This is a genomic window from Paenibacillus sp. TSA_86.1 (assembly GCF_052691815.1).
Genome location: NZ_JBQZGE010000006.1, coordinates 207,395 through 230,545 on the forward strand (window position 1 = coordinate 207,395; position 23,151 = coordinate 230,545).

Consider the following 23,151-nt stretch of genomic DNA (forward strand, 5'->3'; position numbering starts at 1 on the left):
TGTGCGAAAAAAAGTATTAACTACGTTGATCAGTTTGACTAAATCACTTCAGGATGCGGTTTCTCATTTAGAGATACTTCTTAGAATGGGACGCCACACCGATGCTTTAGAAATTCTGAAAGGTTGTCAAGAGGGAGCAATTAATATTGGAACAACCATTGAGCAACAGTCTGTTCCAAATGCTTCTCAGATTATAAAGCGATTGGAAAATTTCTGTGAAAGTGTTTACCAAGTATATATTAACTTAGAGAATAGAGATTATCAGGCACATGGTGCATTAATAAATTTATCTAGTCAACTCCAAGAGATTGAATTTGTCATAAAAGAAATCAAAGTGAAATATGAAGTCGTTTTTCTGCCATATAAAGCTTCTATGTGGGATTCTATGGAGAGTGTATGGAAAGCTGCGAATGAAGATCCGAATTGTAATTGTTATGTTATTCCTATCCCCTACTTTGAGAGAATCAAAGATTCAGAAAATTCTTTAGTGAAGTACGAAGGAATGGAACTTCCATCTTATGTTACTAAGACCTCCTTTGAGCAGTATGATTTCAATCAGAAGATGCCTGACATTATTTATATTCATAATCCATATGATCAGTATAATAATGTTACGTCTGTCCATCCTGCATTTTATTCCTCAGTATTAAAAAAATATACAGAGATGCTAGTATACATCCCGTATTATGTTACAGGAGGTTCTGTATCGACAAGCCTTCTTTCTTTACCCAGTTATCAAAACATAGACAAAATTATAACTCAGTCCAATAGTTCAACTGAATTTTTTGGAAATTATGTATCTAAAGACAAGTTAGTTGCTTTAGGTTCTCCCAAAATTGATAAAGTGTTGTCTTTATCTAATGAAAGAGAAAGAAAATCTGAAATGGATGAGATGACAAAAGGAAAGAAAGTCATATTTTATAATACGAGTCTCTCTAGTATATACCAGTATAAGGAAAAATCTCTCCAAAAAATGAAACTTGTGTTCTCAATTTTTGAAAAGAGGGAGAATGAGGTGTTATTTTGGAGACCTCATCCTTTGGTTAAGGCTACATTGCAGTCCACATTTCCAGAGTTATACAAGGAATATAGTGAACTAGAACAAGAATTTATCATAAATAAAATAGGGATTCTAGATACGTCAGCTGATATTTCTCAAGCTGTTGCGTATTCGGATGCATACATTGGTGAGGAGGGTTCCTCAGTAATACATTTATTTGGTGTGCTGGGTAAACCTATATTTTTGCTTAATATTGACACCTTTGGAGTGGACGAGAGTCGTACAGGTTTTGTAGATGCATGTGTAGAAGGAGATTTAATGTGGTTTTCCCATATCCATTTTAATGCTATCTGTAATTTGAACATTCGTACTGGGGAAGTTGAAATCGTGGATACCATTATTGATGAAGCACTTTTTAATGAACGTTTATACCATGATAATGTGAAAATAGGCAATAAATTATATTTTGCACCAAGCCGTGCTAGAGAAATGACCATATATGATTTGGAAACTCGCCTATCCTTAAAGGGAGTTTATGAAGATGGGCCTGATAACATCCGTACTCGATTCACAAGAATGGTTCAACATGGAAATTTCTTATATATGCTTCCTTTAAATTATTCAGCTCTAGTGAGATATGATATGTATAACGGGACATTCAAGTACTACCCTGAAGTTGTTGATAAAGTTAAAGCACTTTATTCTAACAAGATTGATGGTTTGTATTTCATGAACGCATTCATTATAGAGGGGGATCTACTCCTTATGGCTGCGGCTCAAACGAATGTCATTCTGGAATTCAACATGATTACAGAGAATATAAACTTGTATAGAGTAGGAAAAAGTGAAAATGGATTTTATGGCATGGAATATGATGGAGAAAACTACTGGATTATCCCTAACGGAGAGGGTTCTATTATGAAATGGAATCGGAAAACAGGGCATGCATTGGAGTTTAACTCTTATCCTGAAGGATTCCTTTCTGGAGGCCATGGCTTCTATAACATCCTGCCTTTTGAGGGCTACATGCTTATGTTCCCTAAATACGGCAACATGATTGTTAAAATAGACACGGATACGGGAATAATGAGTGAATATCCATTATCTCTACCTTATAAAGAAGGAGAAAGAGAATCAGAGCGCCACGACTGGCAAAATAATTACTATTACGCAAAAAAGATAAATGATACAGAAATTATTGCTTTGACTGCATATAATAGCTCCCTGATCCGAATTGATACGGTTAAAAATCAAGCTGTTGTTACAAAAACTGACAATGTAAAAAGAAAGTCCAAGCTTGTTTTTAAAAGTTGTGGTGACAATTTACCGTATGCATGCAGAGAAGGAATTCTTTCTACCATAGAGGACTTCTTGAATGCGTTGAATGATGATTGGGGAATCAATTCGGAAAAGCAGAAGAAAGCTTATGAAGCGGTTATTAGCAATATGGATGGTACAAGTGGTCTGAAAATACACCAATATATGATAGACCAGATGGTTGATCATACTTAATTTGATGTGAGCATGCATAAGGGGGATTCGTGTGAGTGTTTGGAAGGATCAGACCTTTTTTGAGGAAGAAGTGAAATCAGGATATACCGTCTCTACAGAAATTAAAAAAATATGGGCTGTAGAACTTGATTTAATTTCTAAACTTAGAGAAGTATGTGAACGATATCACCTTACATTTTTTATAGCAGGGGGCACTTTACTTGGAGCTGTTCGACACCAGGGATTTATCCCATGGGATGACGATGCTGACTTTCTAATGCCTAGAGCCGATTTTGAAAAATTAAAAGAAATTGCACATATAGAGTTTACAGACCCCTACTTCTTGCAAACAGAGGAAAGTGAAGTAGATATGTATCTGGGGGGATTCGCCCGGCTCAGAAATAGTCATACTACCCAAATGAACCAAGTGGATATGAATCGGAACGCGAATTTGGGAATTTGGATAGATATTAGTATATTAGATTATCTTGAGGAAGATGAAGTGAAAAGAAAAAAACAGGTTGATAAAATCCGATTCTTCCAAAGATTAATGTATGCAAAAATTTTCAGGGAACAGGAAAAGTTTCTTGAATTATCTAAACCGAAATGGAAGTTGTTTATATTTTTTGCTAATCTTCTCTCCAGAGAGTGGATTCTAAAAAAATTACAAAGGTCAACAACTTCGTGTGAGCCCTCAAATTATGTAACCAGCTTCTCTTATCAACCTAATCGTTATTATCCAAAAAGGTATGAAACTGAAATTTTCATAGATAAGATTCTTTTGAATTTTCATGAATTAAAGTTACCAGCTCCAATTGGTTTCAATAAATATTTGGAACATCAGTATGGGGAAAAATACATGAAGTACCCGCCTGAGGACGAGCGTCGACCAACGCACTTAGGCATAATTAGCACAGAAATCCCTTATCAAAGATTTTTGTTGAACTTTCATAGCTTCCAACAATCGTTTACAGGTAAAACAATCGTGATTTTTGGCGCAGGGCAAATGCTGGAGTACTATTTAATGCATGAGGGAAAAACCATGCCCCCGGAGTTTATCATTGACAATAGTCATGAAAAATGGGGAACACACCTATTTGGTCTAAATATCAAGAAGCCGGATTCCTTATATGAACTCTCTAAAAGTGATCTAGTCATAATTATATGCAGCATCCATTATAAAACGATAGCCAATCAGCTCACTACTATGGGATTTGACTATTATATCTATGTACAAAATAAAGACTGGCTCTAACTCTACGAAGCCCTCTTATATCTCATGAGAAGCGCCCAATTTTCACTGTTATCCAGTTGTTAGAGCGTTTATCAGCCCGTAATCTTGTTGTTGGATAACAACAGAACACACAAAATGAGCAGGGGGTAGTCATGGTTAATGCAAATAAATTAACGGTTTTAAAGTCGTTTAAAGAAAATTTTGAAAAATATAAAAACAAAAAAATAGTCTTATATGGAACTAGTATTATTTCCCAATTTATTATGAGTGAATATGCTGATTACAATATCCTAGGTTTTCTGGATGGACAGAAAAATTACGGTTATGCGTTTGGTAAAAGGATTTATTCATATGAAGAATTGGAAGAAATTCAACCTAACATCATTATTATTGCTGCCGATAAAAAGAATATAAGATTAATTTATGATCGAATTTGCTATTTTTGTTACACTAACCATATTTCACTATATGCCGTTGATGGAAGAAATCTCTTTACATCATTCGATTACAATGGCTATACAGAAAAACAATTGAGATATAGTGAACTAAATGAGGATGACTTAAGATCAAGGATTGATGCAAACAACACTATATGTTTCGATATATATGATGTGTTACTTATGAGGAAAACTTTAACTAATGAAGATATGTTAACTATTGTAGAGGATAAGCTTCGTAGGAGAGGCATTGAAATTCCTGATTATATAAAAATGAGACAACTGGCCCAATCAGAAATTACCCAAGCGAACTATACAATAGATGATATTTATATAAATTTAATCAATTTAACGGGTGTATCAGACAAGACAGCGATGCTAGCACGCTCTATAGAGCTTGAAGTTGAGGAGAGTATCACTTGTAGCAGAGATAAGATGAAAGAACTTCTGCTATACGCAGTAAAACGTAAAAAACAGGTGGTTTTAAAGGTAGATACCTATTTGACAAAAGAATTTATAGAGAAGGTACTTCAAAAACATGAAATCAATCCGTACGTTAATATTTTTTTGAGCGATCATGAGTTTGAGATTGAGCTTGAAAACAATGAAGAGATGAGTACATGTCTTTACATTGGAGCAGATGCAGAAAAAGCGAAGATGTATCGGACGCACAATACGGTTGAGACTTTTATAATTAAGAGCGCTCAGGACATGTTTGAGATTTCAACGTACAGGAATCTTCAACATAGCCTGCAATCTGTTAATGAACGTTCCATGGCAGGTCTATTAATTTCTAAAGTGTTTAATAATCCATTTTCACTCTATCATGCTGACAGCAGGCCTGAGATTCAGAATACTTATGACTTTGGATACTCCTTTGTAGCCCCACTAATAACTAAATATGTACTTTGGATTATAGAAGAAATGAAAACCGACTCCTATGACGACATTCTTTTCGCCGCAAGAGATGGTTATATTGTGCACAAACTATACAAATTAGGATTAGAAAGTATGAAGATAGATATCCCTGTGGGAACTTACTTCCAAACTTCCAGAACGTTATGTACCATTGTTTCTACAATGGATGAAGAAGATATAAGATGGGTGGCTGATATTCCTCATGCTTATGCGCCCGAGCTTATGCTTCAAAGAAGGTTTAATCTAAATCCGGAAGACATTGAACCATATCATGAGGAAACGTATAAAGATATCGTCTCGTATGCATTGCACCATAAAGATGTAATTTACAGAAATTCTGAGATTGTACGAAAAAGATACTTGGAATATATGGACGATTTAGGGCTATCTAGTGATAAAAGGTATGCTTTTGTAGATTTTGTTTCCTCAGGAACGTGCCAGCGATTGTTGAATAAAATTATTCCATTTGAAATCAAGGGTTTATATTTCTGCAGATACAATAAAAATGATGAGGCTAAACTGATGTTACCCGTCGAATCTTTATTTGAGAGTATAGCGGAACATAACATCTATTGCAGCTACTCGTATGAACAATATTTAATGTTAGAGACCATGATGACCTCATTATTGCCGTCGATAGCCAGCATGAAATCTGGGGGAGAGTTCATATATGGTCACGAGGCACGAAGTCAAGAGGAATTACAATACGTTGAAGATATTCATCGTGCCATAGAAGATTACTTTAAGGATTTTGTGGGAAATTTGTACATTCAGAATGTTGAGATAAATAAATATGTTGTTGATACTATATTAAGTTACCATCAGCTCAAGTATACAAATGAACACTGTAGTATCTTTGATAATTTGAGGTTAATGGAAGATTTTGGTCAGTGGGACATGACATTATCAAGGGGAAATTAAAAGGTGGAATAACATTAATGGCAGTATTTAATTCGCAGTATGTATTTCATGATGAAGATCAGAGAGAGTTGGATGCAGAGGAACAGGATATCTCTAGATATATAGCTCAAAATACAAATGATGATTTCGATCTGTCAATATCCAAAGATCATAGATGGAAAATTTTCGATCAATTAACTCGTATGAGAAGATCACTTTTGAACTGGTATAGTTTTAAAAGTGATTCATCATTGTTAGAAATTGGTGGAGGGTTCGGAGCATTGACTGGTTTATTTTGTGACGTGTGCAGAGAAGTAGTTTCTGCAGAACGGTATAAAAATAGAGCAGAGCAAATTTATGTAAGGCACCAGAACAGGAATAACCTTACGGTATATGCGGGACGAATCGAAGAGATGCCCATTGAAAAGAAGTTTGATTATATAACGCTTATAGGATCGCTTGAATACAAAGGGAATGGCAGCAAGGACAAAAAAATCTATTCAGATTATCTCAATATATTAAAAGGATGGTTAAATCCAGGTGGGAAACTGCTTGTGGCTGTAGAAAACAGGTTAGGTGTGAAATATCTTTGTGGAGCTCCCGACCGATATACAGGTATTCCCTTTGCGGGGATAAACCAGTATCCGACAGGTAGCAGCGGATATTCTTTTAGCAAACAGGAACTAGTTGATATTATTGAATTAGCGGGTTTTCAGCATCATAAATTTTATTATCCACTTCCTGATTACAGACTGCCACAACTTATCTACTCTGAAGATTATATACCGAATACAAGTGTTGGTGAAAGAGTAATCCCTTATTACACGAATTCTGCATCACTGGTCGCTTACGAGAATGATTTGTACGATGATTTTGTTGAGAATAAGGTTTTAGATGTGTTTTGTAATTCTTTTCTGGTAGAGTGTTCTATTGATTCCGATTTTTGTGATGTAGTTTATGCTGCAGTATCTACAGACCGTGGGCGTAAAGAAGGGTTTGCTACCAAAATACACAGTAATGACATGGTTAGTAAAACACCTCTTTATGCAGAGGGAAAGCAACAACTAGAGGGTATAAAAAGCAATCTTGATTATATATCAAATAATGGTGTAAGTGTAATAGAAACGGAAATTTTTGAAGGTACACTCAAGATGCCATTTGTTAAGAGCAGTACTTTGTCGGATTATTTAAAAATGATCATTAAAACAGATTCCAATCAGTTTCTATCATTGTTCGACCTTTTATACACGGAAATTTTACGATCATCGAATCATTCAAATCAGACTAACTCTTCTCTGTATGGGTATGACAATCAAATAGATTACGGTATTATTTTAGAAAAAGCATTTATTGATATGATTCCAATCAACTGCTTCTTTCAGGACGGAAAATTAGTCTTCTTTGATCAGGAGTTTGTGAGAGAGAATTACCCAGCTAAGTACATTTTATTCCGAGCCATTAAATACACCTATTTTTTTATAAAGGATGCAGAGCAGTATGTTCCAATATCTAACTTGAAAGCAAAATATGGTTTACTGCATTTGTGGGAATATTTCGAAAAAGAGGAAATGAGATTTGTTTCTCTGAACAGAAAATATGAAGAATATCAGAGCTTTCTAGCAAGGGCATATGTGGATAGAGATCATATGCTTGAAAACGCAAAGCGTTTATTATAAATAGAAGATGGGGATAAAAACATGAATAAAAAGAAGGTAGTGTCGATTGTTGTCCCAGTTTATAATACGGAAGAATATTTGAGAAGATGTTTAGATAGCCTATTATTACAAACGTACCCTTATTTAGAGATCATTGTAGTAAATGATGCTTCAACAGGGGATGTAGAGAATATAGTGACAGAATATCAATTAAAAGACGACCGAATTTTTTATGTAAAGAATGAAACGAATCAAGGACTTTTTAAATCAAGAGTTAACGGTTCACTGCAAGCTACGGGTGAGTACCTTGCTTTTGTGGATAGTGATGATTATATCGGTATTGATTACTATCGTTTACTCATTGAGAATGCAACTGAAAATCAATCGGACATCGTTTTGGCGAGAACGGTTATGGTAGAGAAAGAGAAGGTTGTTTTTGGCATGCATGATATTGCATTTCCTGATCAGATAGTGCACGGTGATGCTGTATTAAACATGTTTTTAGCCCAAGAAGGTAGATGTTATAGCTGGCATACGATGTGGAATAAGTTGTATAAAAAATCACTTTGGGATCAATGTGTACCCTATTTCAAAAAACAAGAAGAACACATCGTGATGATGGAAGATATCGCATTCTCCTTTCCTTTATTTTATTTTGCCAAGAAAATGTCTAAAGTTAGTAACAGTGTTTATTATTACTGTCAGAATAAGGGGAGTTCTACCGACGTTAAATCAGCTTCAGTTCAACAGCTGGAGAAGAATTTAGGGGATATCTTCAAAGTATTCGATTTTGTGAAACTATTCCTGTCATCTGTTCAAGCTCCAGAAGATGTTATACAGAAGTTTTATGATTTTAGAAATTATTATTCTAGGGATTGGAAAAAAGGTTTAGAAAACCTTGAGAATGAAGAAGACAGAGTAAGGTTCACTAATATGATCATTGAATCTTATGGAGAGATCGGAGAGTTCAGGAAAGAGGACCGTCTCTTTAGAACAACCAGAACAATCTGGAATGACGAACTGGAAGAGATCAAAAAGAAAATATGGCGATCAGATTATGAATATATAAGCTTTGACTTTTTTGATACATTAATTACAAGACCTTTCTATAGACCAACTGATTTGTTTTATCTTTTGGATAAACGTTTTGAACAAGAAACCCAGCTTAGTATTAGTTTTCAGCAGGTTAGGATCGATGCGGAAATAGCTACAAGAGCTCTAATACAAAAGCAGCATCCTGAGTATCAGGATATAACGATTGATGAGATATATGAGTATATTCAAGATGTATATGGAATTTCAGCTGACATATGCAATACTTTAAAAGAGGAAGAACGAAATCTAGAAATCAAATTTACGAACCCTAGGAAAACAATTAGTGAACTGTATCAATTCGCTTTATATGCTGGGAAAAAAATTATAATTGTTTCGGATATGTATTTAGATGAAAAAACGATTACACGACTACTTGCTAAAAACGGGTATGCTGATTATCAAAAAATCTTCCTGTCCTCTAAAGAGCGTGTATTAAAGCATACTGGAGATTTATTTAGAAAAGTTTTAGACGATTTACAAGTAGAACCTAACCGGATGTTACATCTCGGAGACAATTATCATAGTGATATTCTGAAAGCTGGAGAATTGGGGATTCATACTGCGTTTATTCCCAGAACGATTAATATATTTGAGAACAAAGTAAAAGGCTTTGATACAGGTGAATGCAGCGCATTATCTGAGAAGGTGAGCGGGGTAATATTAGATAGGAGTAAGTTATTAGAATCAACCGGATATGGAAGTATGGTAGCAATTGCTGCTAATTATTATTTTGATAATCCATTCCGTCCATTTAATAGCGAGACGGACTATAATGCAGATCCTTATTTCATAGGATATTATGCAGTAGGAATGCATTTGGCTGGTCTGGTCAAGTGGATACAGCATCAGGCAGATTCACATCAAAGAGTTCTTTTTATGGCCAGAGACGGATTTTTGGTTAAAGAAGCATATGATATTTGGACTGAGTACACAGAAACAGCTCCAAAATCAAAGTATGTTTACAGTTCTAGAAAGTTACTTTTGCCTGCATCTTTAGAGCATAAAGTTGAATTTATGAACTTACCAATTCTTTATAATCAATACAGTCCCAAAAGCATTATGGACTTGTTACACTTCTGTACTCAGGACTTGACTGTGAAAGATAGAGAAGAAAAAATGTTGAAATACAGAATAAATGAAAATGAACGTTTTAATTCTAAATATGACTATCAGAATTTCATGAAAATTTATTTAGACGAATTCTACGATAATTATAAGCATCAAGAGTCTAAAGAGTTATTAACGCAGTATTATAAAGATGTTCAGGAAACAGATATTACCTTTGATCTTGGCTATTCAGGGAATATACAAAATTCTTTCGTTAGAGCCGTAGGTCAACCTGTGGATGTTATGTTTGTTCATTCTGATGCAATAAAGAGCAGACAATTAAGCCGAAAAGGAAATTTCGAGATTAAAACGTTCTATGATTTTTCACCCGCGATCTCTGGACTATTAAGAGAGCATATTTTATCAGACTACAATGCGTCTTGCGTGGGACTTCAAAGAGAAGGGACAGAAGTTGTGCCGATCTTTGAGATGGCTACAAAGCCATATACGGATACTTTTGTGATTGATAAGATTCATCAAGGAGCTAGGGCATTTATCAACAACTATTGTGAAACGTTTAGTGAGTATTTTGACTATATAACATTTAAAAATTATGAGATTTCTCTACCTTTTGAGGCATTCTTGAGAATACCTAAAGGGAAAGACTTGCAAATATTTGAAGGATCTTATTTTGAGGATGATGTGTTTGGAAAGCAGAATGCGATTAACATAGCTCAACATATGGAGAATCAGTATAAAGTATTACCTCAGTTTGCTGGGGAAGAGTCCGTAGAGTTGTTTCGAACAGCTTTCATCGACAGTATGAGGGTTAGTCGTAAATTGGCTTATTTCGGAGGGGGTAAAATTGGGAGAGAAATACTGGCCCAATATTCGGATTTGCCCGTTAAATTCTTCCTCGACAATGATAGAGAAAATAGTGGGAAAAATATAGAGGGAATAGAAATCAAACATCCTGGAGAAATTGAAAACTGGAAGGATATTTATATTATCATTACGACGTATCGTAGTTCAGAAATTGAGAAGCAACTTAAAGATTTAGGATTGCAAAAATATAGTGATTATATTAATTTCAATGAAATATTTAGAATCTTATAAAAGTGTATAAGAAGAAAAGCAAAAATAAAATCGTCGGAGATCTTAAAATGTAAGATCTCCGACGATTTTGTGTTGTAACATGAAAAGATATTAAATAGAATTCTGAATTAACTTTCGAATTTGTGTCGAACTCGTCCCTTTAGTATAGGGTAAGAATTCAATATTAGAACCAAGCTGATTTAATCGGTCTTTATCTTGGTTCCAACTAGGCTCATTCTTCCAGTCATCACCTGAAAATAAGCAGTCAAATTGGTAGAGTTCCCATGCCTTAAGTTTATCGATATTATCCATAGTGACCAGTTCGGTTCGATCAACATATTTTATGGCTTGGATTATGGCTTGACGTTCATCCTGAGGAATAAAAGGTGTTATGTTTTTGAAGTGAAAAACTAACTCATCAGTTAAGACCCCAACAATGAGATGATCACATCTTTCTTTTACTTTACGAAGCAGATTCAAATGGCCGATATGAAATAAATCAAATACTCCAGCAATATAACCAATATTATATTCCTTTTTTTTATATAGATCAGAAGGTTGCATGTAAATCACTCCTATATAATAAATCACGATTACAGCTTTAATATGAGCGTAGTTCCAATTATCGTATTTGAATTATTTGTTTATGTAAAGAATTATTTGAGTACATTTTTTATGTGATTATAACTAAACACGACTCACCATGGATTTGTTTAGGGGAGGGTTTAATTTAACATACCTCTTCATTCTCACTTAAAGATTGCCGATAAATATAATAAATAATTCCATCGGGGGATGAATGATGAATCTACAGTTTTCACTTTCTACCAATGTGACTGGGACTTCTTCAGCTACAAATAACACACCAGTTGAGCCTCGTAGTAATCAGGACAGCATGTTATTGCAATCGGTTAGAAACGGAACAGATTTATCCAAATTAGAACGGCAAGGTTTGAATATTTCACCTGGTGATGAACAACTCATCAAGGCAATTGACAAAGCGGTTAAAGCGCTTCAAGGCCCTACAACGACATTAGAAATGAGTGTTCACGAGAAAACAAATCAAATTCTCGTTAAAGTTCTTAATAAGGAAACTGGAGAAGTTCTTCGAGAGATTCCGCCAGAGAAAACACTTGATCTGGTAGCCAAGATGATGGAAATTGCAGGAATTGTGATTGATGAAAAGGTATAGGAGGGTGAGATAAATGGTACAACGGATTAATGGATTTTCGGGTATGGATGTTGACAGTTTGGTCAAGTCACTGATGACGGCTAAACGAGTTCCACTTGATAAATTGAAACAACAGAAGCAAATTTTTGATTGGACTCGGGATAGCTACAGAGAATTGAATAGTAAAATTGTACAAATGAGTAATAAACTCTTTGATATGAGTAGTAAATCGGAATTGCTAAATACTCAAAAAGCAACAGTAAGCGGGAACTCGACAGCTGTTAAAGCGGAGGCAAATGCGGAGGCAGGCAGCGCATCCATGGAAGTGAAAGTGACCAAGCTTGCTGAGAAGGCCGCCATGAAAAGTTCAACAGAACTTCAGGCTGGTGGAGTGAAAGCAACTCGTGCCACAACTCTTGCAGATATCGCAGGAAGTAGTGCTCAGTCAACATATGACCTCAACATTAACGATAAAACGATTATGTTTGCTAGCACAGATACCATGGCAGTTGTTGTTGCGAGAATAAACTCGCAGATGCCAACAGTGAATGCGTCTTTCGATGAAATTAGCGGTAAGTTTACGATTACACATAAAGAATACGGCAAAGAGATCACAGATACGGGCGAGAATAAACAATCCAAAGCGAGTTCGTTGACAGATGTACTCAAACTTGATGTGCCTGCCGATTTTGGTACGGGTAAAAAGGTGGATTATACCAAAGGAGAAGTTACCGTTACAAGTAGTTTAGGTGGCTCTCAAACATTTAACCCGTCTACAGATAATCTCACGGTTAATGGAGTGAAATTAACTTTCCTGGAGTTAAGCGGAAGTAATAACTCAAAAGTTACAACCCAGTCTGATCCAGCCAAGGCTGTTGAGACCATTAAATCGTTTGTGGACTCGTATAATGAATTACTAGGACTGATGAATTCCAAAATATCCGAACAAACCTATCGCAGCTTTAAACCTTTGACAAGTGAACAGCGTGAGAGTATGAAGGAAGATGATATCAAGAAGTGGGAAGAGAAGGCCAAAAGTGGTATTCTGAAAAATGATGGTATTCTCACTGATACTGTAACTACCATGAGATTGATTCTTTCTAACAATCTTAAAGGTCTAAGCGAAGCGGGAATAACAACAGGGCAGTACTATGAGAAGGGCCAGCTGAAAATTGATGAAGCTAAATTAACACAAGCTTTAGCAGCTAACCCGGAGAAGGTGTTGAGTATTTTCCGCGGTTCTACCTCGGATTTGAATAGCAAGCCTATTTTTGGTGAAATAAGAGAAAAGTTAAATGAGACGTTGGATATGTTTACGAAAAAAGTGGGTACATCCAAATTTGATACGAATGCTTCCATGGCTTTGAAAACAGAAAGTATTATGGGAGAGCAATTAAAAGATTATAACAATCGTATCTCAAACATGGAGCGAAAAATGACGGATTGGGAAACGCGATATTATAAACAATTTACAGCGATGGAAAAAGCAATGAGTAAATTCCAATCCCAATCTTCCAGTTTGGCAGGCTACTTTAAGTAAAAGAGGAGGAAGGATTTGAAATGATTACATCTCCTTATGAGAAATATAAACAAAATTCAGTACAGACTTCGACACCAGGCCAGCTGGTGATTATGTTATATGACGGAGCCATTCGCTTTGTAAAGGCGGGACTGGATGGCATAGAAAAAAAAGATTATTACAAAGCAAATGTGAACTTAGGTAAAGCTCAGACGATTGTTAGTGAACTAATGTCCACCTTAAACCAATCCTACGAGGTAGCAAAAGATTTGTTTGCCTTATATGAGTACACGAATCATTTACTTATTCAGTCGAACATTAAAAAGAATAAGAGCTTTGGTGAAGAGGCATTAGGATATTTACAAGAGCTGAGAGAAACCTGGGTAGTGATCAATAAACAAACCACAGGTACGCTATAGTATGGAGAGCAACGATCTAATAAACCAATTGCTGGATGAGCTTACTATCTTAACGGATGTCTTTGTAAAAGATATCGATGCAAAATCGTCGGATGAGACTGAAGCCTTTGTTAATGAACGGCAGCTTATTGTGGAACGTTTAATTGAGTTGAGTGGTACTCATAAGACAAGCCAAGAACAACAAACAAAGTTAAATCATGTCCTTGCTCATGATGCCCTGATCCAGTCTCGTATGTTAGCATTAAAAGAAGAGGCTCAGCAGTGGTTGATTCAGCGGAATGTAGCTCGAAATCAACGAGATGTCTATGAATCTAAATATACGGCAGACAGCTATCTCATGGATAAAAGAAAATAACTTTTATGCAGATCAAGATGAAGGGTAACCTCTTGGTCTGTTTTTTTTATTTTTAGCATTCAACATTTCTCCCTATAAATCTACAAAAAATACCAAGAAAACATTTTCTTTACCAATTGACAATGGATAAGTTTGGATGGTATTATCTGAATTGTGGGCTAGGGTTTTGGCCAGAGCTTCACTTCATTTGATGACGAAGGGAATGTTAGTGCATGCAAGGTAAAGTAAAATGGTTCAACGCAGAAAAAGGTTACGGTTTCATTGAGACTGAAGATGGCGGCGACGTATTTGTACATTTCTCCGCAATTCAATCCGAAGGCTTCAAAACTTTGGAAGAAGGTCAATCCGTAGAATTCGACATCGTCGAAGGCGCACGTGGACCGCAAGCAGCTAACGTAATCAAATTATAATCATCCGGACAATCCGACCTACATATATGGTTAGATGGTTACCAAATTGAATTATCGCTAGCATCAGACTCCGGTGATCCGGGGTCTTTTTTTGTGTTCATAAGTTTTACGTTTTACATAAAAGATTGAGTAACCTCATAAACGGTTAAATAATTGATCAAGCGCCTGATATATTGATTTATCTAAATACCCCAATATGCCCGAAAATGGCGAAATATCACGAAATATGGCGTTAAACCTACTTTGGTTGATGTGACTGGAGCAGATGTCATTATTCGGTCACCGGGAGTTTTTACATGGCGCTTACATTCGTGTTATAATGAAGTGGCAAAGATAAAGGAGGAGTGCCCTATGAATTTAAGTATTCGAGGTCAACAAATCGAGGTTACCGAAGCTTTGAAAGATTATGTCGACAAAAAGTTGAGTAGACTCGAGAAGTATTTCGATGCACCCCTTACCTCTGACGGTGCCGTTACACTGAGCACGACAAGAGGATTGCATACAGTCGAGGTGACGATTCCTTTGAAAGGCTTTGTGCTCCGTGCTGAAGATGAGAGCGATGATATGTACGCATCCATTGACGCCGTTGTGGACAAGCTGGAACGTCAAATTCGCAAACACAAAACAAAAATTAACCGTAAATTCCGTCAGGAAGGCAGCCTGAAGACACTCTTCGTGGAAGATCCGTCAGGCACAGTGGCTACAGCCGAACTGGACACTGATACGGATGACGATGACTTGGAAGTTGTACGTACGAAACGTTTTATGTTAAAACCAATGGACGTGGAAGAGGCAATCCTCCAAATGAACATGGTTGGTCATAACTTCTTCGTATTTTCCAATATCGAGAATGAAGAAGTAAGTGTTGTTTACAAACGGAACGATGGCAAGTATGGCTTGATTGAACAAGGCTAAATATACTTACAGCATCGTTTCAATTGAATAGAACACCACAACACCACATTATCGAATATAAGCAGGAGCCAATTGCTTCCTGAATTGAACCTAACGAGAGCCTCCATCCTTTAAGGGATGGGGCTCTTTTGTGCGTAGCGGCTGCTTCGCCATCTAGTAGAGAGAGAAAAACCTGTAATAGCGAATCGTTCGCCTAAAGCTGGAAATAAAATAATGAAACTATTGGCTATACTGTTGCGTCTAATAACTAGGGATCAGCAGGAATATATAAAACGAAGTAGAATTATTGAAAGTAAACATACATTCTGAAATAAACTTCCATATTTCCCACCAATAAAGACTTGCATCTTGCAACATCTAGGGAAATAAAACAGTCGCGTTGTCACTTCCGTGAACGACTATGATTTTTTGCACTAAAACTCGGTTTATATGGGGGTCAAAGTTCAAAGAAGTCTGCTGCGGCGTGTTGCGGCGACCCTTACAAACTGTTACAATTTATGCAAAGAGAATCATTGTCCTGATGAAGAATTGTCAACGAATGATCGCTAATCATAATCAATGACAGGCACAGCACCATGAACATGATTCAACGGCTCGAATTCTGGCAAGTTTTATATACACCAGACCCGAGTGAACACCGGATCAGCTTCATGAGTAACCGTGGCAAACCTGGAGTTGATTCATCTTATATTATTTTTTGTTTGTCACCCCCGGGGGTAAATGGAGCAACATTCCATCCGATGGTGCCGCATGGCGGCAGCAGGGGGTCTATTCTGTTTTGCACGAAAGGGGTATACCATGTTAGGACTTGTCAAAAAGATCTTCGGAGACATGAACGAGCGTGATGTGAAACGTCTGATGAAGACGGTCGATGTGATCAATAAACTGGAACCACAATTTCAGGCTTTGTCTGATGAGCAGTTGAAAGGCAAAACGGATGAATTCCGTGCTCGAATTGAAAAGGGAGAAACGACAGATGAACTTCTTCCTGAAGCATTTGCAACCGTACGGGAGGCATCACGCCGTGTACTGGGAAAACGTCATTATGATGTACAAATGCTGGGCGGAATCGCGCTGCACGAAGGCCGTATTTCTGAGATGAAAACGGGTGAAGGTAAAACGCTGGTAGGAACACTCCCGGTATACTTGAATGCATTGATGTCCAAAGGTGTACACGTAGTCACAGTCAATGACTATTTGGCTCAACGGGATAGCCAGGAGATGGGACAAATCTATGAATTCATGGGCATGACGGTTGGGGTTAACCTCAGCGGTATGGATCATGCGTTGAAGCAGCATGCATATGCATGTGATGTTACGTATGGTACGAACAATGAATTCGGGTTCGACTACCTGCGTGATAACATGGTGTTATACAAAGAGCAAATGGTACAACGTCCATTGTTCTTCTGTATTATTGACGAAGTGGACTCCATCTTGGTCGATGAGGCGCGTACACCACTGATCATTTCCGGACAAGCTCAGAAATCGACGGATCTGTATTATGCAGCCGATCGTTTTGTGAAACGTCTCGTGCCCGAAGAAGATTTTACAGTTGATATCAAAGTGAAGTCCGTGGCGCTGACTGAGGGCGGCGTAGCGAAAGCGGAGAAAGCATTCGGCATTGAGAATTTGTATGATCATGCCAACGTTACGCTGAATCACCACATTGTACAGGGTTTGAAAGCAAATGTGATCATGCGCCGTGATGTGGACTACGTTGTCACGGACGAAGAGGTCATGATTGTTGATGAATTTACAGGCCGCTTGATGGCTGGACGTCGCTACAGTGATGGACTGCACCAGGCCATTGAAGCCAAAGAGGGCATCGAGGTTCAGAACGAGAGCATGACGCTGGCAACGATCACATTCCAGAACTACTTCCGGATGTACCGCAAACTTGCGGGGATGACAGGTACAGCAAAAACAGAAGAAGAAGAGTTCAAGAAAATCTATGGACTTGAAGTACTACAGATTCCGACGAATCGTCCGAACAAACGGGATGATATGGCGGATGTGGTGTACAAAAGCATTGATGGCAAGTTCAAAGCGGTTGTGGAAGAGATCGTCGAGCGCCACGGCAAAAACCAACCGGTTCTTGTGGGTACTGTATCCATTGAGAACTCGGAGCGTCTCTCAGACATGTTGAAACGTCGCGGTATCAGACACCAGGTCTTGAACGCAAAGTTCCATGCAGAAGAAGCGGAAATTATCTCTGGTGCTGGTCAGGCAGGTGCAGTAACCATTGCAACGAACATGGCCGGACGGGGTACAGATATTATTTTGGGTGAGGGCGTTGCCGAGGTTGGCGGCCTTCATATCATCGGTACAGAGCGTCATGAATCACGCCGGATTGATAACCAGTTGCGTGGTCGTGCAGGACGTCAGGGTGACCCGGGTTCTACACAGTTCTACCTGTCTCTGGGGGATGAATTGATGAAACGTTTCGGGGCAGATAACGTGCTGAACATGATGGAGCGTCTTGGTTTTGAAGAAGACCAACCGATCGAGAGCCGTATGATTACGCGTGCTGTAGAATCAGCTCAGAAGCGGGTTGAAGGTAACAACTTTGATGTACGTAAAGTCGTTCTTCAATACGATGACGTTATGAACCAACAACGTGAAATCATCTATAAACAGCGCCGTGAGGTACTGGAGTCTGAAAATATCAAACAGATCGTTATGGATATGATCAAACCTTCCATTGAACGGATCGTTGAAGCACACTGCAGTGACGACATTCCAGAGAACTGGGAGCTGCAGGAAGTGGCAGACTTCATGAACAGCAAATTGCTGGATGAAGGCTCTATCACCAAAGATGAGCTGTGGGGTAAAGAAGCTGAAGAGATCGTTGAGTATCTGTTCGAGAAAGTACAGAACAAGTACAACGCTCGTGAAGAACGTATCGGTGAAGAGATGGTTCGTGAGTTCGAGAAGGTTGTTGTACTTCGTGCGGTAGACAGCAAGTGGATGGACCACATTGATGCAATGGATCAATTGCGTCAAGGTATCCACCTTCGTGCATACGGCGGTACAGATCCACTGCGTGAGTACCAGTTCGAAGGTTTCGAGATGTTCCATCAGATGATCGCTTCGATTCAGGAAGAAGTTGCGACATATGTGATGAAAGCTCAGATCGAAAGCAACCAGGAGCGTCAGGCTGTTGTGGACGAGAGCCAGATCTCGACAAGCGGTGAACCTGCGGATAAACGTCCGGTGAAGGTTTCCGACCAGATTGGTCGTAATGATCCTTGCCCTTGCGGCAGTGGCAAAAAGTTCAAACATTGTCACGGTCAAGAGTAGTCTTCGTCTCATTTCTTTTATCGAAGTGCCCAATGTAAGATAGATTAGTCTTATGTATATCGTTTGACTTATACGGCTCCTTGCAGCCGGATGTTCAATAGGATAAAGTGAAGGATGCATATCCGATGACTGGTGCATATGAATAATCATATGACGCTAGGTGAAGGCGGGCGCCCCAACTGGTAACAGTATGCGCAGCCTTAGGAAATGCATCCGAGACTTGATCTGATCGAACTTCCTGGATGCGGGGAGCTTATCTTAATGAAAAGAGGAATTGCACATGATTGATCCAAGCGTGAAGCAGGACCTGCGTGAAATAGGCAAGAAATTAACAAACCTTAGGGGGTCTCTTTGACTTAGATCTCAAGAACGAGATGATTGAGAACTTCGAAGAGAAGATGTCGGCTCCGGATTTCTGGGATGACAATGAGAAGGCGCAAGCTGTCATTGCCGAGATGAATGCAGTGAAGGGCTCAGTGGATCATTACGCGAAGTTGCAACAGGATTATGACGATGCATTGATGATGGCTGAACTGGCCGATGAAGAAGGCGATGAAGAACTGGCGGCCGAGATTGGCAACAATGTTTCTGCGATTGTAAGCAAGCTGGAAGAGTTCGAGCTGCAGCTTCTCCTGAATCAGCCGTATGACAAAATGAATGCCATTCTGGAACTTCATCCAGGTGCTGGTGGTACCGAGTCGCAGGACTGGGGACAGATGCTGCTGCGGATGTATACACGCTGGGCGGAGAAACGTGGTTTCAAGGTTGAAGTGCTGGATTATCTTCCAGGGGATGAAGCGGGTATCAAAAGTGTGACATTGTCCATCAAAGGGCACAACGCATATGGGTACCTGAAAGCAGAGAAGGGTGTTCACCGTCTGGTGCGAATCTCTCCTTTTGACTCATCGGGCCGTAGACATACGTCTTTCGTGTCCTGTGATGTGGTGCCAGAGATCGACGATACCATCGAGATCGACATTCGCACCGAAGATCTCAAGATTGATACGTACCGTGCGAGCGGTGCGGGTGGACAACACATTAATACCACTGACTCCGCCGTGCGGATTACACATATTCCGACCGGAGTGGTCGTGACCTGTCAGAACGAGCGTTCACAGATCAAAAACCGTGAGCGCGCGATGACGATGCTTCGTTCGAAGTTGTATGAGCGTAAAATTGAAGAGCAAAAACAACAGCTGGATGAAATCCGAGGGGATCAGTCGGAAATTTCGTGGGGTAGCCAGATTCGCTCCTATGTATTCCATCCCTATAGTATGGTAAAGGATCACCGTACAAGTGTGGAGACTGGAAATACAGGAGCAGTTATGGACGGCGACCTCGATGCATTCATCGATGGTTATTTGCGTAGCCAAATTAAAGTAGAAACCGATTAACTCAAGTTCCTGTATGGACCCGTGCGCACAGGCGCATGCTGGTGTATACAGGGGCTTTTTTTTGAACATTTTTATGAAATGTGAAGAAGATTATGGATACGTTATATAAAGGAGAGCACGACAACATGCAAGAACAGCAACCTTCATATCCTCAGCGTAAAAAGAGGTTAACCACGTTTATCCCACTGAATGGGCCTTGGCGGAACATCATCGATACCCTTTTCATTATCGTGGGTTCGTTTTTGATTGCGGTAGCCTTTAATTTATTCCTATTGCCGAATCAAATCGCTTCTGGCGGTGTATCGGGCTTATCCATCCTCGGAGACGAATGGCTCGGTTGGGAACCGGCGTATACCCAATGGGCCATTAATATTCCGCTATTAATTGCAGGTTTTCTGCTTATTGGCAAACAGTACGGTGTACGTTCCATCCTTGGCAGCATCGTTCTACCACTCTTTGTGTATTTGACGAGTCATTGGGAGATCCCGACGGCAAATCCATTGCTTGGTTCCCTGTATGGAGGCATTGGCGTTGGTCTGGGTATCGGGATTGTGTACCGGGGCAGAGGATCAACCGGGGGAATGAGCATTCTAGCTCGTATTGTGCAGAAATACAGTGGGCTCAGTTACTCGCTGTGTGTTGTTATCATGGATGCAACCGTGATTATTTTGGCTGCCTTTGTGTTGTCGCTGGAGCAGTCCTTGTACGCATTAATCGGATTATATGTGACCGGTAAAGTGATTGATGCCGTTGAGATGGGACTTGGGTATTCCAAGGTGGCTTACATTATTTCCAATCAGACGGAGGCGATAACCAAAGTCATTCTGGCTGATCTGGATCGTGGTCTGACCAAGCTGGAGGCGAAGGGTGGATATACCGATGACCAGCGTACAGTACTGATGGTGGTGGTTGGGCAAAATGAAGTGCCGAGACTAAAAACGCTGATCCGATCTGTAGATCCGGGAGCTTTTGTCATCATTAGTAATGCACACGAGGTGCTTGGAGAAGGCTTTAAGCGTGGCGAGCATATCTAAGTATTAGAAGTATAAGGTAGAATAATAAAAGCAGATCCTCTTTTTACCCAGATTACGGGGAAGGGAGGTTCTGCTTTTATTTTTTTGTCCCTGCCTGAGTCTACAAGATCGGAGACAGCAGCCGAGATATGGCTTCTTTGACACGAATCATGAAACTGCGGCTTTGGTATTCCTCTAGCGACAACTCCCGCGATACATGCAGGTCGTGCTCAAAGGTCTGTACAAGTGCCGTTGCAATCGTCTCATCATACATAAAGGCGTTGACCTCGAAGTTCAACCGGAAACTGCGATAGTCAATATTGGCTGTGCCTACGGAAGCAACCAGACTATCAATAATCAGTGTTTTGGCGTGAATAAAACCATTATCGTAGATAAACGCTTTGGCGCCTACTTTTAACAGCTCCCCAATATAAGAAAGTGTGGCCCAGTATACAAAGGCATGATCCGGCTTATTTGGAATCATAATACGAACATCGATGCCGGACAGGCAAGCAAGACGAATCGCTTCGAATACACTGGCATCCGGGATGAAATAGGGTGTTTGAATGAGAATTGAATGTTTGGCGCCATTAATCATCTTCAGGTAACTGTTCTTGATATGCTCGGTCTCGGCGTCAGGGCCGCTGGATACAATCTGCATCGCGGTTTGGCCTGATCCCTCGATATGAGGGAAGTGAGCGGGAACGTACGGCGTGTCATGTTGTTTGGAAGCTTCGTTCCAGTCGAGCAGGAAACGCGTCTGTAGGGCATGCACCGCATTGCCTCGAATACGGAGATGGGTGTCGCGCCAGTAACCGAATTTCGAATTCAACCCGAGATATTCATCTCCTACGTTAAATCCGCCAACATAACCAAGATTACCATCGATGATAACGATTTTACGGTGATTGCGATAGTTCATTCGCAGATTGATCAGACTGAATTTCGAGGGGAAAAAGACTTCAACAAGTCCGCCCGCTTCACGTAATTCTCTGAAAAATCGATTTCTTACCCGCCGCGAACCCAGCGCGTCATAGAGCAGACGAACCTTCACGCCTTCGCGCGATTTGCGGATTAGGGCGTCCCGAATTCTTTTGCCGAGACTGTCCCCGCGATAAATGTAATATTGCACATGCACATGATCCTGTGCTGCCTCGATGTCATCCAGAAGCCGCTGGAACTTATCTGTCCCATCGGTGATGATCTCAACCGCGTTATCCTCTGTCAGGAGTGCACCGTTTTGTTTGAGGTTCATGTAGATCATGTCTTGGCTATTTTCTGTTGCCTTATTGGAGAACGGGGTTCGATTATCCTGCAGCTGGGCAAGCTGCGCCTCAATACGTTCCTCCAAGCCAAGCTTCTTGCGCTCTTTCCATTGAAAGAGACGGTACCGAGTCAGATTCTGACCCGTCAAAAGATAAAGTATGAACCCGAAAACCGGAATAAAGTTCAACACCAACAGCCAAGCCCAGGAAGCACTGGCATCCTTGCGTTCAAAGAAGACGACTGCGGCAGCGAAAATAATATTCAGGCCCAGGAGCACAACAAGTAAAATGGATTCGATATGCACTTTAGTCCCCCATGTCTCATAATGACCTTCGGAGCTTGGTTCAATATAACCTGAAATATCAAGGTATATATCTGAACCAGACTCTGTATGTAATGTTTCCTGCTATTATGTATTTTAACAGAAGAAACCTTGTTCGTCCCTAAGGTAAAAAGATATCGTTCGGATTTGTTGGAAATCCGTGTTAAATTGATGATAGAGTGTTGTATTTAT

At 39.4% G+C, this 23,151-nt stretch carries 16 protein-coding genes; 14 read left to right on the top strand and 2 right to left on the bottom strand.

What is annotated here, in order from left to right; all coding sequences use genetic code 11:
* Position 1: 1 nt before the first annotated feature.
* The 5 genes from ACUTVW_RS15030 to ACUTVW_RS15050 all read left to right on the top strand — a co-directional run bounded on the left by ACUTVW_RS15030 (position 2) and on the right by ACUTVW_RS15050 (position 10,893).
* Positions 2 to 2,512 (top strand): hypothetical protein, encoded by a 2,511-nt coding sequence (locus ACUTVW_RS15030; RefSeq protein WP_445646550.1) that lies wholly within the window; start codon positions 2 to 4, stop codon positions 2,510 to 2,512.
* A 31-nt stretch (positions 2,513 to 2,543) separates the two neighbouring features.
* Entirely contained in the window at positions 2,544 to 3,746 is a 1,203-nt protein-coding gene (locus ACUTVW_RS15035) for a LicD family protein (RefSeq protein WP_445646551.1), read from the top strand.
* 131 nt (positions 3,747 to 3,877) lie between these two features.
* Positions 3,878 to 6,001 carry a hypothetical protein gene (locus tag ACUTVW_RS15040; protein ID WP_445646552.1) on the top strand — a complete coding sequence of 708 codons (2,124 nt, stop codon included), beginning with the start codon at positions 3,878 to 3,880 and terminating at the stop codon, positions 5,999 to 6,001.
* A gap of 17 nt (positions 6,002 to 6,018) precedes the next feature.
* Positions 6,019 to 7,656 (top strand): SAM-dependent methyltransferase, encoded by a 1,638-nt coding sequence (locus ACUTVW_RS15045; protein ID WP_445646553.1) that lies wholly within the window; start codon positions 6,019 to 6,021, stop codon positions 7,654 to 7,656.
* A 21-nt stretch (positions 7,657 to 7,677) separates the two neighbouring features.
* Positions 7,678 to 10,893, top strand: coding sequence for an HAD-IA family hydrolase (locus ACUTVW_RS15050; RefSeq protein WP_445646554.1), 3,216 nt, complete (start codon positions 7,678 to 7,680; stop codon positions 10,891 to 10,893).
* Positions 10,894 to 10,983: 90 nt separating this feature from the next.
* Here ACUTVW_RS15050 and ACUTVW_RS15055 read toward each other — a convergent pair whose 3' ends face one another.
* Positions 10,984 to 11,436, bottom strand: coding sequence for an adenylyltransferase/cytidyltransferase family protein (locus ACUTVW_RS15055; RefSeq protein WP_445646555.1), 453 nt, complete (start codon positions 11,434 to 11,436; stop codon positions 10,984 to 10,986).
* A gap of 238 nt (positions 11,437 to 11,674) precedes the next feature.
* On the opposite strand from ACUTVW_RS15055, the gene ACUTVW_RS15060 reads away from it, so the two are divergent.
* The 9 genes from ACUTVW_RS15060 to ACUTVW_RS15100 all read left to right on the top strand — a co-directional run bounded on the left by ACUTVW_RS15060 (position 11,675) and on the right by ACUTVW_RS15100 (position 21,392).
* The gene (locus ACUTVW_RS15060; protein WP_445646612.1) at positions 11,675 to 12,064 is read left to right on the top strand and encodes a flagellar protein FlaG; all 390 of its coding nucleotides are present in this window, start codon (positions 11,675 to 11,677) and stop codon (positions 12,062 to 12,064) included.
* Positions 12,065 to 12,077: 13 nt separating this feature from the next.
* Positions 12,078 to 13,583, top strand: a complete 1,506-nt coding sequence (fliD, locus tag ACUTVW_RS15065; RefSeq protein WP_445646556.1) for a flagellar filament capping protein FliD — start codon at positions 12,078 to 12,080, stop codon at positions 13,581 to 13,583.
* 20 nt (positions 13,584 to 13,603) lie between these two features.
* Entirely contained in the window at positions 13,604 to 13,981 is a 378-nt protein-coding gene (gene fliS, locus ACUTVW_RS15070) for a flagellar export chaperone FliS (RefSeq protein ID WP_445646557.1), read from the top strand.
* Position 13,982: 1 nt separating this feature from the next.
* Positions 13,983 to 14,336 (top strand): hypothetical protein, encoded by a 354-nt coding sequence (locus ACUTVW_RS15075; protein ID WP_445646558.1) that lies wholly within the window; start codon positions 13,983 to 13,985, stop codon positions 14,334 to 14,336.
* 212 nt (positions 14,337 to 14,548) lie between these two features.
* Positions 14,549 to 14,746: a cold shock domain-containing protein gene (locus ACUTVW_RS15080; RefSeq protein ID WP_024631599.1), complete on the top strand. Its 198-nt coding sequence runs from the start codon at positions 14,549 to 14,551 to the stop codon at positions 14,744 to 14,746.
* Between the two features lie 351 nt (positions 14,747 to 15,097).
* Complete coding sequence (hpf, locus tag ACUTVW_RS15085; protein ID WP_145414115.1) at positions 15,098 to 15,661, top strand: ribosome hibernation-promoting factor, HPF/YfiA family; 564 nt, start codon at positions 15,098 to 15,100, stop codon at positions 15,659 to 15,661.
* A 798-nt stretch (positions 15,662 to 16,459) separates the two neighbouring features.
* Positions 16,460 to 18,964, top strand: coding sequence for a preprotein translocase subunit SecA (gene secA / locus ACUTVW_RS15090; protein ID WP_445646559.1), 2,505 nt, complete (start codon positions 16,460 to 16,462; stop codon positions 18,962 to 18,964).
* Between the two features lie 280 nt (positions 18,965 to 19,244).
* A protein-coding gene (gene prfB / locus ACUTVW_RS15095) for a peptide chain release factor 2 (RefSeq protein ID WP_445646560.1) occupies positions 19,245 to 20,358 on the top strand; the annotation gives its coding sequence in 2 pieces (ribosomal slippage) (positions 19,245 to 19,316 and positions 19,318 to 20,358; 1,113 coding nt in all).
* Between the two features lie 125 nt (positions 20,359 to 20,483).
* Complete coding sequence (locus ACUTVW_RS15100; RefSeq protein ID WP_445646561.1) at positions 20,484 to 21,392, top strand: YitT family protein; 909 nt, start codon at positions 20,484 to 20,486, stop codon at positions 21,390 to 21,392.
* Positions 21,393 to 21,492: 100 nt separating this feature from the next.
* Here ACUTVW_RS15100 and cls read toward each other — a convergent pair whose 3' ends face one another.
* Positions 21,493 to 22,941 carry a cardiolipin synthase gene (gene cls / locus ACUTVW_RS15105; protein WP_445646562.1) on the bottom strand — a complete coding sequence of 483 codons (1,449 nt, stop codon included), beginning with the start codon at positions 22,939 to 22,941 and terminating at the stop codon, positions 21,493 to 21,495.
* Positions 22,942 to 23,151 lie beyond the last annotated feature (210 nt).

What these genes read in the sequence shown, in the direction of transcription:
- ACUTVW_RS15040 (WP_445646552.1), top strand. Translation starts at nt 3,878, where the DNA reads ATGGTTAATGCAAATAAATTAACGGTTTTAAAGTCGTTTAAAGAAAAT.
- ACUTVW_RS15045 (WP_445646553.1), top strand. Translation starts at nt 6,019, where the DNA reads ATGGCAGTATTTAATTCGCAGTATGTATTTCATGATGAAGATCAGAGA.
- ACUTVW_RS15050 (WP_445646554.1), top strand. Translation starts at nt 7,678, where the DNA reads ATGAATAAAAAGAAGGTAGTGTCGATTGTTGTCCCAGTTTATAATACG.
- ACUTVW_RS15055 (WP_445646555.1), bottom strand. Translation starts at nt 11,436, where the DNA reads ATGCAACCTTCTGATCTATATAAAAAAAAGGAATATAATATTGGTTAT.
- ACUTVW_RS15060 (WP_445646612.1), top strand. Translation starts at nt 11,675, where the DNA reads ATGAATCTACAGTTTTCACTTTCTACCAATGTGACTGGGACTTCTTCA.
- fliD (WP_445646556.1), top strand. Translation starts at nt 12,078, where the DNA reads ATGGTACAACGGATTAATGGATTTTCGGGTATGGATGTTGACAGTTTG.
- fliS (WP_445646557.1), top strand. Translation starts at nt 13,604, where the DNA reads ATGATTACATCTCCTTATGAGAAATATAAACAAAATTCAGTACAGACT.
- ACUTVW_RS15075 (WP_445646558.1), top strand. Translation starts at nt 13,983, where the DNA reads ATGGAGAGCAACGATCTAATAAACCAATTGCTGGATGAGCTTACTATC.
- ACUTVW_RS15080 (WP_024631599.1), top strand. Translation starts at nt 14,549, where the DNA reads ATGCAAGGTAAAGTAAAATGGTTCAACGCAGAAAAAGGTTACGGTTTC.
- hpf (WP_145414115.1), top strand. Translation starts at nt 15,098, where the DNA reads ATGAATTTAAGTATTCGAGGTCAACAAATCGAGGTTACCGAAGCTTTG.
- secA (WP_445646559.1), top strand. Translation starts at nt 16,460, where the DNA reads ATGTTAGGACTTGTCAAAAAGATCTTCGGAGACATGAACGAGCGTGAT.
- ACUTVW_RS15100 (WP_445646561.1), top strand. Translation starts at nt 20,484, where the DNA reads ATGCAAGAACAGCAACCTTCATATCCTCAGCGTAAAAAGAGGTTAACC.